The organism is Escherichia sp. Lx600-2, assembly GCF_036662595.1.
Taxonomy (GTDB): Bacteria; Pseudomonadota; Gammaproteobacteria; order Enterobacterales; family Enterobacteriaceae; genus Escherichia; species Escherichia coli.
The window spans coordinates 21,491-34,884 of sequence record NZ_JAYQWM010000043.1; the positions used below are offsets into that span (position 1 = coordinate 21,491).

The window sequence follows — 13,394 nt, forward strand, 5'->3', positions numbered from 1 at the left end:
TTTATCGCCGCCAGCGTCTGAGCAGGCGGCTTCGCATCCCGGTATCAAAGCGCCAGATATGATCGAAAATGCGCATGATGCCGGGTTTGCCGTGTGCCGACATCGCCACGGCATGAAAGCGATGCTGATGTACCCGCTGCAGCTCTTTCACTTTACTCGTCACGTCGTCAGGCAACCGCTGAGCGATAAAATCAGAAATCACCACCGCATCGGCATCAAACCATTCCCTGCTTTGCAAGCGTTCCATAATGGCGCGAAAACAACTGGCAAGATCGGTGCCGCCACGAAACTGCTGGCTTAAAAAACGGATTGCTTGTTCGATGCCTTGTGGGCCTGAAAGCTCATAACGGACGATCTCGGTGGAAAATAGCATAATATAGCAGCGCCGGTTTTCAGCGAGAGCAATGCGCATCAAAGCCAGGCAGAACGCTTTCGCACACTGTTCATTAAAGCCGCCCATTGAGCCGGAAGTATCCACGCAGACAATAAACGGTCCGCGCGGCTGTTCGTCGTAATCTTTATGCACCACCGGGCGTTCGATCACTTTTTCACGCCACGACTCACCGTGCAGGCGATAGGTGAGCAACTGTTTTTCCACCAGCCGACGGTAAAACTCATACTCCAGTTCCGTTATCCCTAGTGTCGCCAGTTCTGGCGGCAGAAGACGTAAAATATCATCGCTTTGTTGCAGACCATCAACCTGCTCAGGAACCGTCGCCGGTTCGCGCACCATGGTGCGGAAGGTTTCCATCTGCGCATCGTTGCGCGGTATTGATTTGGCTTCCCGGGAACGCCCCAGCTGTTCTGCCAGGTGTTTCAGTTCCGGCTGTTCGTTAAGAAATTCACCGTATTTCACAATCAACTGATAGTCGCCACGTTTAAGCTGACCGGCGCTCATATCCCACAGACGACCAGCTGCGGTATTATTATCTGCGAGAATCGGTTCAAGTTGTCCGCTCAGCGTCATGCGTTCCTGAACTTCACTCAACAGTTGTTCGCGTTCTTCTTCTAATAGCTGTTGATTTAACGTCGTTGCTTGCACGATCAGACTTAAACGCCAACGCTGGAGAAAAAGTGTGTGTAACGCTGAAGTGATCGAGCTGTTAGCATCAACCAACTGTCGGGCTTGTTCTGCCCATGGGGAATTCAGACGATGCAGTAAGTCCAGGATCTGTGGTAGCTGCATAATAAACTGCGGCGTGGAGAGGAGCTGGCTTTGCTGATAGCACATCACCTCTTCGGTGAGTTCCGGCGGGACTCGGGCATCTTTCAGCCGATTACGCAGCGCCTCACGCCAGCGGGGAACATCATCAGTGATTGCCGCCTTCAGTCGTGGGAATTTTTCAAAGAAGACCGCCAGCTGCGGTGAGGCCAGCAGCGCGATGATCATCTCTTCGATCAATCCCTCTTCGCTGACGGCCAGCATCACATTAAGCGTATCCAGCGTTAGCATTGTTGTGCCTGGCGAATCTGTGCGCCGACATCCTGTAGGCTGGCTTCAATGCGACCTAACCAGTCGCCAGGGATAAACAGACATTTTTGCTGTTCGCTGAATAAAGCGTGTTGCTTGCGCCAGTCGCTTTCAAGCTCTTCCAGTTGTTGTTTTATTTCACCTGGCAGACCTTCAGCCGATGAACCGGGAAGTGCCAGCGTACTGCCTTGTAAACTTACATCGCGTACAACAAGATGTTGGGCGCTATCCACTTCTAGATTCAATTTCTGGGCAAAGCCGATACCGTTCAGTTTGCCGCGAATTTCACCACCTTTACTCAACCACTGTTCCAGCGCGTTACGCTCAAAGGAGATATGAACCACTTCCATATCATGCAATTTTAACGGTTTTTGCAGCAGCAGAGTCAGAGTGGAAGCAGTAACGTTAACAGGAAGTTGATACTGCTGACGACGGCTGAAAATGCCGCCCAGACGAATTACCGTTAAGGCTGTTTTATCGCTTTGTTGCTGCTGGAGTTGCAGGTGACGTTGCACAATCGCGCCCAGGCGGGTCAACATCCCTTGCTGTTGCCAGGCATGACCGGTCATCAATACATCAATTTGTTGTTGTATCAAATTCAGGCTTTGCGCGTCATACCACAGGCAATCTTTCAGCAAAATGAGATCTACCGGGGCAACAGCACTGCGACCGCTAAAAAAGGCGCTGGCCTGCAATAAGCGGATCGCTTTTTTCCAGCGACGATCCGAGACATAAGGCGCATCCGGTAATTTATCCAGTTGCTGGCGCAGCATAAAAATCAGCTCAAATACATGATCGGGCAGCGTAATTTCACCAATCTCTTTCTGCCAGCGTTCATATTCTTCATCTGTGACCTGCAAGGCATCAGGAACCGGATTGTCGTTTTCATCCTGTTGACTGGTCAGCATGGAGCGGAAATTCGCTTTATCCTGCACTTTATCTAACCACAGACGAATCAGCATGCGGTCATATAACGCTTCCAGACTGCTGTCTGCTTCCGGCAGCTCGTTGGAGGCCGCCACCAGCAGACGCATCGGGATTTTTTCTACGTGTGCACCGTTGCGGAACTGGCGCTCGTTAATGGCGGTGAGCAGGGTATTAAGAATTGCCGGGCCCGCTTTCCAGATCTCATCCAGAAAGACAATTTCTGCTTCCGGCAGGTAACCGCTGGTTAAACGTTCATAGCGCCCTTCATCTTTTAGCGCCTGAATAGAAAGGGGACCAAAAACTTCTTCCGGCGTGGAGAAGCGGGTCATCAGATATTCAAACGCGCGGGCATTCTGAAAGGCGAATTTTAAGCGCCGGGCGATCAAACTTTTGGCAATACCTGGCGGGCCAAGGAGGAACACACTTTCACCACTTAATGCCGCTAATAAACACAAGCGGATGGCGTGGCTACGTTCATAAAGCCCCTTTTCCAACGAACTGCTCAGGCGGGAAATTCTTTCCGCTAATAAATGAGGGTGAGCCATAATGAAGTGGCGTCCTTTCGTCAAAAGTTCTGCGTAAATTGCGAGTATAGACGTTTCTTGCTGGTGGCTAAAATAGTCTCAAAGGGGGGGTATTTTTCTTTGAGCCAGGTTAATGTGGCCGCATTTAGGAGTACGATTTTGCCGTTAATCGTGCATACTGTGCGCTTTTTTGTGGGCCAAGGGACTAAGCACACATTTCATATTTCAACGAAAGACTAGTCTATGAGCACTGATAATAAGCAATCATTGCCCGCGATTACCCTCGCGGCGATTGGAGTTGTCTACGGCGATATTGGTACCAGCCCGTTATATACACTTCGTGAATGTTTGTCCGGCCAGTTTGGTTTTGGCGTTGAACGCGATGCCGTGTTTGGCTTTTTATCGCTGATCTTCTGGCTGCTAATCTTTGTGGTTTCCATTAAATATCTCACCTTCGTGATGCGGGCAGATAACGCCGGTGAGGGGGGGATCCTGACGTTGATGTCGCTTGCCGGGCGTAATACGTCGGCGCGAACCACATCAATGCTGGTGATTATGGGGCTAATCGGCGGCAGCTTTTTCTATGGTGAAGTCGTCATAACACCCGCTATTTCGGTGATGTCAGCCATTGAAGGTCTGGAAATCGTCGCCCCGCAGCTGGATACCTGGATAGTTCCCCTCTCAATTATCGTTCTCACTTTATTATTTATGATTCAAAAGCATGGCACGGCTATGGTCGGTAAGCTGTTTGCGCCGATCATGCTGACCTGGTTTTTGATTCTGGCAGGACTGGGGTTACGTAGCATTATTGCTAACCCGGAAGTGCTGCATGCGCTGAATCCGATGTGGGCGGTGCATTTCTTCCTTGAATACAAAACGGTTTCTTTTATTGCATTAGGGGCAGTGGTGCTGTCGATTACGGGGGTCGAGGCGCTGTATGCTGATATGGGACACTTTGGTAAGTTCCCTATTCGTCTGGCGTGGTTCACTGTCGTATTACCTTCCTTAACTCTTAATTACTTCGGCCAGGGAGCGCTGTTGTTAAAGAACCCGGAAGCGATTAAGAACCCGTTCTTCCTTTTGGCACCGGACTGGGCGCTGATCCCGCTGCTGATCATCGCCGCACTGGCGACGGTAATCGCCTCGCAGGCGGTTATCTCTGGCGTCTTTTCATTGACGCGTCAGGCGGTACGTCTGGGATATTTGTCGCCGATGCGCATTATTCACACCTCCGAAATGGAGTCAGGGCAAATCTATATTCCGTTTGTGAACTGGATGCTCTATGTCGCGGTCGTGATTGTGATTGTCAGCTTTGAGCACTCCAGCAACCTGGCGGCGGCGTACGGGATTGCGGTGACCGGAACCATGGTGCTGACGTCTATTCTCTCGACTACCGTGGCACGTCAGAACTGGCACTGGAATAAGTATTTTGTTGCGCTGATCCTGATTGCTTTCCTTTGTGTCGATATTCCATTGTTCACCGCTAACCTCGATAAACTGCTCTCCGGCGGCTGGTTGCCATTGAGCCTCGGTACTGTGATGTTTATCGTGATGACCACCTGGAAGAGCGAGCGTTTCCGCTTGCTGCGGCGGATGCATGAACATGGTAACTCTCTGGAAGCGATGATTGCTTCGCTGGAGAAATCACCGCCTGTTCGCGTGCCCGGGACCGCGGTGTATATGTCGCGTGCAATCAACGTCATTCCCTTTGCGCTGATGCATAACCTTAAACATAACAAGGTATTGCATGAGCGGGTGATTCTGTTAACTCTGCGCACCGAAGACGCGCCATATGTCCATAACGTCCGTCGGGTACAGATTGAACAACTGTCGCCCACTTTCTGGCGCGTGGTGGCAAGTTATGGTTGGCGAGAAACGCCAAACGTGGAAGAAGTTTTCCACCGCTGCGGTCTGGAAGGATTAAGTTGCCGGATGATGGAAACCTCCTTCTTTATGTCGCATGAGTCGTTGATCCTCGGCAAACGCCCGTGGTATTTGCGTCTGCGCGGCAAGCTGTACTTGCTGCTGCAACGTAATGCGCTGCGTGCACCAGATCAATTTGAAATCCCGCCAAACAGGGTTATCGAACTGGGTACTCAGGTCGAAATCTAACGCCAGACGCCTCCTTTCTTCATAAGGGGGCGTTTTTGTTTTCATGGTTAATCACCATGTAAAACGTTTCGAGGTTGATCACATTTCCGTAACGTCACGATGGTTTTCCCAACTCAGTCAGGATTAAACTGCGGGTCAGCGAAACGTTTCGCTGATGGAGAAAAAAATGAAAAAAGGCACCGTTCTTAATTCTGATATTTCATCGGTGATCTCCCGTCTGGGACATACCGATACGCTGGTGGTGTGTGATGCTGGTTTACCCATCCCCAAAAGTACAACGCGTATCGATATGGCATTAACCCAGGGTGTACCTTCTTTTATGCAGGTGCTGGGCGTCGTCACAAATGAAATGCAGGTCGAGGCTGCCATTATCGCGGAAGAGATCAAACAACATAATCCGCAACTCCACGAAACGTTGCTCACTCACCTTGAGCAGCTGCAAAAACACCAGGGAAATACCATTGAAATTCGTTACACCACGCATGAACAATTCAAACAACAAACCGCAGAAAGTCAGGCGGTAATTCGCAGCGGAGAATGTTCTCCGTATGCGAATATCATTCTCTGTGCTGGCGTGACGTTCTGAGGCCGTCATGGAAGCATTACTTCAGCTTAAAGGCATCGATAAAGCCTTCCCGGGCGTAAAAGCCCTCTCGGGCGCTGCGTTAAATGTCTATCCGGGCCGCGTGATGGCGCTGGTGGGCGAAAACGGCGCGGGTAAATCCACCATGATGAAAGTGCTTACTGGTATCTATACTCGCGATGCCGGTACGCTTTTATGGCTGGGGAAAGAAACGACATTTACCGGGCCGAAATCTTCCCAGGAAGCCGGGATTGGGATTATCCATCAAGAACTGAACCTGATCCCGCAGTTAACCATTGCCGAAAACATTTTCCTCGGTCGTGAGTTTGTTAATCGCTTTGGCAAAATTGACTGGAAAACCATGTATGCCGAAGCGGATAAATTGCTGGCTAAACTTAACCTGCGCTTTAAAAGCGACAAGCTGGTGGGCGATCTTTCCATCGGTGACCAGCAAATGGTTGAAATAGCCAAAGTGCTGAGCTTTGAGTCGAAAGTCATCATTATGGATGAACCGACCGATGCGCTGACCGATACCGAAACCGAATCCCTGTTCCGCGTCATCCGCGAACTAAAATCGCAAGGCCGCGGCATTGTCTATATCTCCCACCGTATGAAAGAAATCTTCGAGATTTGCGATGACGTTACCGTTTTTCGTGACGGACAATTTATTGCTGAGCGCGAAGTGGCATCACTGACCGAAGATTCGCTGATTGAGATGATGGTGGGTCGCAAGCTGGAAGATCAATATCCGCACCTGGACAAAGCGCCGGGAGATATCCGCCTGAAAGTCGATAATCTCTGCGGACCTGGCGTTAACGATGTCTCTTTTACTTTACGCAAAGGCGAAATTCTTGGCGTCTCTGGTTTGATGGGCGCAGGTCGTACCGAACTGATGAAAGTGCTCTACGGTGCACTACCGCGCACCAGCGGTTACGTCACCCTGGATGGGCATGAAGTCGTTACCCGTTCACCGCAGGATGGCCTGGCAAACGGCATTGTGTATATCTCCGAAGACCGTAAACGTGACGGTTTAGTGTTGGGCATGTCAGTAAAAGAGAACATGTCGCTGACCGCGCTGCGCTACTTCAGCCGCGCTGGCGGCAGTTTGAAGCATGCCGATGAACAGCAGGCAGTGAGTGATTTTATTCGCCTGTTCAATGTGAAAACGCCGTCGATGGAACAGGCAATTGGTCTGCTTTCCGGTGGCAATCAGCAAAAAGTGGCGATTGCCCGCGGTCTGATGACACGGCCCAAAGTATTGATCCTTGATGAGCCTACCCGTGGCGTAGATGTCGGCGCGAAAAAAGAGATCTATCAACTGATTAACCAGTTCAAAGCCGATGGCTTGAGCATCATTCTGGTGTCATCGGAGATGCCAGAAGTATTAGGCATGAGCGATCGCATCATCGTCATGCATGAAGGGCATCTCAGCGGGGAATTTACTCGTGAGCAGGCCACCCAGGAAGTGTTAATGGCTGCCGCTGTGGGCAAGCTTAATCGCGTGAATCAGGAGTAAAAAAATGACAACCCAGACTGTCTCTGGTCGCCGTTATTTCACGAAAGCGTGGCTGATGGAGCAGAAATCGCTTATCGCTCTGCTGGTGCTGATCGCGATTGTCTCGACGTTAAGTCCGAACTTTTTCACCATCAATAACTTATTCAATATTCTCCAGCAAACTTCGGTGAACGCCATTATGGCGGTCGGGATGACGCTGGTGATCCTGACGTCGGGCATCGACTTGTCGGTAGGTTCTCTGTTGGCGCTAACCGGCGCAGTTGCTGCATCTATCGTCGGCATTGAAGTCAATGCGCTGGTGGCTGTCGCTGCTGCTCTCGCGTTAGGTGCCGCAATTGGTGCGGTAACCGGGGTGATTGTAGCGAAAGGTCGCGTCCAGGCGTTTATCGCTACGCTGGTTATGATGCTTTTACTGCGCGGCGTGACCATGGTTTATACCAACGGTAGCCCAGTGAATACTGGCTTTACTGAGAACGCCGATCTGTTTGGCTGGTTTGGTATTGGTCGTCCGCTGGGCGTACCGACGCCAGTCTGGATCATGGGGATTGTCTTCCTCGCGGCCTGGTACATGCTGCATCACACGCGTCTGGGGCGTTACATCTACGCGCTGGGCGGCAACGAAGCGGCAACGCGTCTTTCTGGTATCAACGTCAATAAAATCAAAATCATCGTCTATTCTCTTTGTGGTCTGCTGGCATCGCTGGCCGGGATTATTGAAGTGGCGCGTCTCTCCTCCGCACAACCCACGGCGGGGACTGGCTATGAGCTGGATGCTATTGCTGCGGTGGTTCTGGGCGGTACGAGTCTGGCGGGCGGAAAAGGTCGCATTGTTGGGACGTTGATCGGCGCATTAATTCTTGGCTTCCTTAATAATGGATTGAATTTGTTAGGTGTTTCCTCCTATTACCAGATGATCGTCAAAGCGGTGGTGATTTTGCTGGCGGTGCTGGTAGACAACAAAAAGCAGTAATAACGACTACAGGACATCTTGAATATGAACATGAAAAAACTGGCTACCCTGGTTTCCGCTGTTGCGCTAAGCGCCACCGTCAGTGCGAATGCGATGGCAAAAGACACCATCGCGCTGGTGGTCTCCACGCTTAACAACCCGTTCTTTGTATCGCTGAAAGATGGCGCGCAGAAAGAGGCGGATAAACTTGGCTATAACCTGGTGGTGCTGGACTCCCAGAACAACCCGGCGAAAGAGCTGGCGAACGTGCAGGACTTAACCGTTCGCGGCACCAAAATTCTGCTGATTAACCCGACCGACTCCGACGCAGTAGGTAATGCTGTGAAGATGGCTAACCAGGCGAACATCCCGGTTATCACTCTTGACCGCCAGGCAACGAAAGGTGAAGTGGTGAGCCATATTGCATCTGATAACGTACTGGGCGGCAAAATCGCCGGTGATTACATCGCGAAGAAAGCGGGTGAAGGTGCCAAAGTTATCGAGCTGCAAGGCATTGCTGGTACATCCGCAGCCCGTGAACGTGGCGAAGGCTTCCAGCAGGCCGTTGCTGCTCACAAGTTTAATGTTCTTGCCAGCCAGCCAGCAGATTTTGATCGCACCAAAGGTTTGAACGTAATGCAGAACCTGTTGACCGCTCATCCGGATGTTCAGGCTGTATTTGCGCAGAATGATGAAATGGCGCTGGGCGCGCTGCGCGCACTGCAAACTGCCGGTAAATCGGATGTGATGGTCGTCGGATTTGACGGTACACCGGATGGCGAAAAAGCGGTGAATGATGGCAAACTAGCAGCGACTATCGCTCAGCTACCCGATCAGATTGGCGCGAAAGGCGTTGAAACCGCAGATAAAGTGCTGAAAGGCGAGAAAGTTCAGGCTAAGTATCCGGTTGATCTGAAACTGGTTGTTAAGCAGTAGTCTTAAATCAGGCATTATGACCTGATGGTGACATCAATGCGTCATCAACAGAGATTGTGGATGTACGCGTAATATAAAGAAAAGCAGGGCACGCGCCACCCTAACCCGGTGGCGCATTTTATGGACATCCCGAATATGCAAAACGCAGGCAGCCTCGTTGTTCTTGGCAGCATTAATGCTGACCATATCCTTAATCTTCACTCTTTTCCTACTCCAGGCGAAACCGTAACCGGTAACCACTATCAAGTCGCATTTGGCGGCAAAGGCGCAAATCAGGCAGTGGCAGCAGGACGTAGCGGCGCGAATATCGCGTTTATTGCCTGCACTGGCGATGACAGTATTGGCGAGAGTGTTCGCCAGCAGCTCGCCACTGATAACATCGATATTTCTCCGGTCAGCGTGATCAAAGGCGAATCAACAGGTGTAGCGCTGATTTTTGTTAATGGTGAAGGCGAGAATGTCATTGGTATTCATGCTGGCGCGAATGCAGCCCTTTCCCCTGCGCTGGTGGACGCGCAACGTGAGCGTATTGCTAACGCATCAGCATTATTAATGCAGTTGGAATCACCACTCGAAAGTGTGATGGCAGCGGCGAAAATCGCCCATCAAAATAAGACTATCGTTGCGCTTAATCCGGCTCCGGCTCGCGAACTTCCTGACGAACTGCTGGCACTGGTGGACATTATTACGCCAAACGAAACGGAAGCAGAAAAGCTCACCGGTATTCGTGTTGAAAATGATGAAGATGCAGCGAAGGCGGCGCAGGTGCTACATGAGAAAGGTATCCGTACTGTACTGATTACTTTAGGAAGTCGTGGTGTATGGGCTAGCGTGAATGGCGAAGGTCAGCGTGTTCCTGGATTCCGGGTGCAGGCTGTCGATACCATTGCAGCCGGAGATACCTTTAACGGCGCGTTAATCACGGCGTTGCTGGAAGAAAAACCGTTGCCAGAGGCTATTCGTTTTGCTCATGCCGCCGCTGCGATTGCCGTAACGCGTAAAGGCGCACAACCTTCCGTACCGTGGCGTGAAGAGATCGACGCATTTTTAGACAGGCAGAGGTGACGCTTGGCTACAATGAAAGATGTTGCCCGCCTGGCGGGCGTTTCTACCTCAACAGTTTCTCACGTTATCAATAAAGATCGCTTCGTCAGTGAAGCGATTACCGCCAAAGTTGAAGCGGCGATTAAAGAACTCAATTACGCGCCATCAGCTCTGGCGCGTAGCCTCAAACTCAATCAAACACATACCATTGGCATGTTGATCACTGCCAGTACTAATCCTTTCTATTCAGAACTGGTGCGCGGCGTTGAACGCAGCTGCTTCGAACGCGGTTATAGTCTTGTCCTTTGCAATACCGAAGGCGATGAACAGCGGATGAATCGCAATCTGGAAACGCTGATGCAAAAACGCGTTGATGGCTTGCTGTTACTGTGCACCGAAACGCATCAGCCTTCGCGTGAAATCATGCAGCGTTATCCGACAGTGCCTACCGTGATGATGGACTGGGCTCCGTTCGATGGCGACAGCGATCTTATTCAGGATAACTCGTTGCTGGGCGGAGACTTAGCAACGCAATATCTGATCGATAAAGGTCATACCCGTATCGCCTGTATTACCGGCCCGCTGGATAAAACTCCGGCGCGCCTGCGGTTGGAAGGTTATCGGGCGGCGATGAAACGTGCGGGTCTCAACATTCCTGATGGCTATGAAGTCACTGGTGATTTTGAATTTAACGGCGGGTTTGACGCTATGCGCCAACTGCTATCACATCCGCTGCGTCCTCAGGCCGTCTTTACCGGAAATGACGCTATGGCTGTTGGCGTTTACCAGGCGTTATATCAGGCAGAGTTACAGGTTCCGCAGGATATCGCGGTGATTGGCTATGACGATATCGAACTGGCAAGCTTTATGACGCCACCATTAACCACTATCCATCAACCAAAAGATGAACTGGGGGAGCTGGCGATTGATGTACTCATCCATCGGATAATCCAGCCGACCCTTCAGCAACAACGATTACAACTTACTCCGATTCTGATGGAACGTGGTTCGGCTTAGATTTACGCTGTCTTTTGATCAAATTATTACCATCGGTTGTTTTCAGAAGCATGAACATTGCTGCTGAAGCAACAGTAATAATGCCCATTGTGATAAACGTATAGTGGAATTGTTCGACAGTCGTTGTGCCTTCCATTCCTTCATAAACGCGAAGGACGGCCGCACTTACAGCTACGCCTAAACTGATAGACAGTTGCTGCGTGACCGCCAGAACACTGTTACCGCTGCTGGCGTTGTCATCGGTCAGATCGGCAAGTGTGATGGTATTCATCGCGGTAAACTGCGTCGACATAGCCATCCCTAATATAAACAACGGCAAGATCAGCATCCATATTGCCATTGCCGGTGATTGCAAAGAGAACTGAGCGATCATTAGCCCAATAATCACCGTGATCCCCACTAATGTATGGCGATAGCCCAGACGACGTAAGACTTGGGTAACCATCGATTTTGCAATAATGGAACCTAACGCTGTCGGTGCCATCATACAGCCGGCAATAAACGCCTGATAACCAAATCCTACCTGTAACATCAATGGCATAAGGAACGGTACACAGCCGGTCCCCAGACGGGTTGCAATATTGCCTACGATACCTATCGAGAAAGTGCGGGTTTTAAATAAATCTAATGAAATTAATGGGTTTGGCGTGCGTCGTGCATGGAGAATATAGAGAAGCAGTAACCCGATGCTGGTGACAATTACCGTCAAGGCAATCCAGCTGGCGACAATCTTTTCCCCGAATAGCTCTATTCCGCTTGAGAAGAGAACAAGGCTGAGGCCAAACAGCAAAAAGCCAGTGATATCGAATCTGCGTCGTGCGGTGGTGAAATTGGGCATATGTTTGCGCGCGTAAAGAAGGCCCGCAATACCTATGGGGATATTGATTAAAAATATCCAGTGCCAGGTTGCCCAGGTGACCAGCACGCCGCCAAGAACGGGGCCTAAAATTGGCCCCACCAGACCCGGCATGGCGACAAAATTCAATACTGGAAGAAGTTCATTACGAGGATAAGCGCGCAGTAAGGCCAGCCGAGCAACAGGCATCATCATTGCGCCGCCTATCCCCTGAATAACCCGGAAGACAACCAGCTGTGGTAGCGAATTAGAAAGTGCGCAGGCCAGAGAACCCAATGTGAACAGACTCACGGCAAGGGTAAAAATGCGACGCGTACCGAAGCGATCGGCTAGCCATCCGCTTACCGGAATAAGCATCGCCACCGTCAGCGTATAACTGATGATGGCTGATTGCATCGCGAGAGGAGAACGATTAAGGCTATGAGCGATTGCGGGTAAGGCGGTATTCAGAATAGTGGCATCAAGTGCCTGCATGAAGAAGGCCATCGCCGCGATCCACGGCAAACCCGCCATACTGCGCTTCTTTTTATCGCTCATTCAATGTCCTGTTATCGGGTTATCACTTATCAGGTGAGCGTAGCAGCGCCTGACAAGCTTTAAATGCCGCGTCGCCATCGCTTTGGATAATCGCATCGACAATCGCCTGATGCAGATCCAGCTTTATCACTGTGTCGCTGGTAATTGACGTGAAGTAAGTGTGATAAACCGAATGGAATAGCGAGGCGAATGAGGTCAAAAACGGATTGGCGCTCATTTCATAGATATGCTCATGCCAGGCCATATCGACTTCGATCCAGCGTTCACGGCGAAAGTTCTCTTTTAATGCCGCCATTTCGGCCATTAACGTATTGAGATGCGCTTTCTGTTCCGCGGTGCCAACCGTTGCTGCCAGTAGGCAAGCTTGTGGCTCCAGACAGATACGCATAACCAGAAAGTGATTGATGACCTGATGAAAGTTCTCTTCTGTCATCCACCAGGTAAGCAATTCCTGATCAAGAAAATTCCAGTTCGATTGTGGCATGACCCGGGTACCAATTCGTGGTCGCGGTAAAACCATCCCTTTTGCCGTTAACGTTTTGACCGCTTCGCGTACCGCTGTACGACTCACTCCAAATTGCTCGCCCAGCTCAATCTCACCAGGCAAAATGGTGCCGGGTTCATATTCACCTTTTAAGATCCGTTGCGCCAGCTTCTCAGCCAGAACATACGAAAGGTTTTTCTGTGCAGCTAACTGTTGTGCGCTTAAAGGCATTACTTATCTTCCTTTTTCTTTTTATTGCTCCTTAGTATGCCACCAGGAAGTGTGATTACGGTTGCAAAAACGGCAAATTGCTTGTTTTATGGCACATTAACGGGGCTTTTGCTGAAAAAATGCGCGGTCAGAAAATTATTTTAAATTTCCTCTTGTCAGGCCGGAATAACTCCCTATAATGCGCCACCACTGACACGGAACAACGGC

General features: G+C 50.5%; 11 protein-coding genes. 7 read left to right on the forward strand and 4 right to left on the reverse strand.

The window, feature by feature from the left end; translation table 11 throughout:
• Position 1: 1 nt before the first annotated feature.
• Positions 2 to 1,453 carry an ATPase RavA stimulator ViaA gene (gene viaA, locus OQV04_RS15615; protein WP_032281892.1) on the reverse strand — a complete coding sequence of 484 codons (1,452 nt, stop codon included), beginning with the start codon at positions 1,451 to 1,453 and terminating at the stop codon, positions 2 to 4.
• Complete coding sequence (gene ravA / locus OQV04_RS15620) at positions 1,447 to 2,943, reverse strand: ATPase RavA (RefSeq protein WP_001315921.1); 1,497 nt, start codon at positions 2,941 to 2,943, stop codon at positions 1,447 to 1,449. The genes viaA and ravA overlap by 7 nt, the downstream gene beginning before the upstream one ends.
• Positions 2,944 to 3,165: 222 nt before the next feature.
• Between ravA and kup the strand changes: the two genes are divergently transcribed.
• The 7 genes from kup to rbsR all read left to right on the forward strand — a co-directional run bounded on the left by kup (position 3,166) and on the right by rbsR (position 11,079).
• Positions 3,166 to 5,034: a low affinity potassium transporter Kup gene (kup, locus tag OQV04_RS15625; protein ID WP_000102319.1), complete on the forward strand. Its 1,869-nt coding sequence runs from the start codon at positions 3,166 to 3,168 to the stop codon at positions 5,032 to 5,034.
• A gap of 166 nt (positions 5,035 to 5,200) precedes the next feature.
• Positions 5,201 to 5,620 (forward strand): D-ribose pyranase, encoded by a 420-nt coding sequence (rbsD, locus tag OQV04_RS15630; protein ID WP_000715936.1) that lies wholly within the window; start codon positions 5,201 to 5,203, stop codon positions 5,618 to 5,620.
• A 7-nt stretch (positions 5,621 to 5,627) separates the two neighbouring features.
• Complete coding sequence (rbsA, locus tag OQV04_RS15635; protein WP_000387770.1) at positions 5,628 to 7,133, forward strand: ribose ABC transporter ATP-binding protein RbsA; 1,506 nt, start codon at positions 5,628 to 5,630, stop codon at positions 7,131 to 7,133.
• A gap of 4 nt (positions 7,134 to 7,137) precedes the next feature.
• A complete protein-coding gene (gene rbsC / locus OQV04_RS15640; RefSeq protein WP_000211858.1) occupies positions 7,138 to 8,103 on the forward strand; it encodes a ribose ABC transporter permease in 966 nt (321 codons plus the stop codon).
• A gap of 24 nt (positions 8,104 to 8,127) precedes the next feature.
• Entirely contained in the window at positions 8,128 to 9,018 is an 891-nt protein-coding gene (rbsB, locus tag OQV04_RS15645) for a ribose ABC transporter substrate-binding protein RbsB (protein WP_001056273.1), read from the forward strand.
• Between the two features lie 135 nt (positions 9,019 to 9,153).
• On the forward strand, positions 9,154 to 10,083 hold the full coding sequence (rbsK, locus tag OQV04_RS15650) for a ribokinase (RefSeq protein ID WP_032281895.1): 930 nt from the start codon (positions 9,154 to 9,156) through the stop codon (positions 10,081 to 10,083).
• 3 nt (positions 10,084 to 10,086) lie between these two features.
• A complete protein-coding gene (rbsR, locus tag OQV04_RS15655) occupies positions 10,087 to 11,079 on the forward strand; it encodes a ribose operon transcriptional repressor RbsR (RefSeq protein WP_000224466.1) in 993 nt (330 codons plus the stop codon).
• Here rbsR and mdtD read toward each other — a convergent pair.
• The gene (gene mdtD / locus OQV04_RS15660; protein WP_001280850.1) at positions 11,045 to 12,472 is read right to left on the reverse strand and encodes a multidrug transporter subunit MdtD; all 1,428 of its coding nucleotides are present in this window, start codon (positions 12,470 to 12,472) and stop codon (positions 11,045 to 11,047) included. The two genes, rbsR and mdtD, sit on opposite strands and share 35 nt — an antisense overlap.
• Positions 12,473 to 12,494: 22 nt before the next feature.
• The gene (locus tag OQV04_RS15665) at positions 12,495 to 13,187 is read right to left on the reverse strand and encodes a FadR/GntR family transcriptional regulator (RefSeq protein ID WP_001131179.1); all 693 of its coding nucleotides are present in this window, start codon (positions 13,185 to 13,187) and stop codon (positions 12,495 to 12,497) included.
• Positions 13,188 to 13,394: the final 207 nt, after the last annotated feature.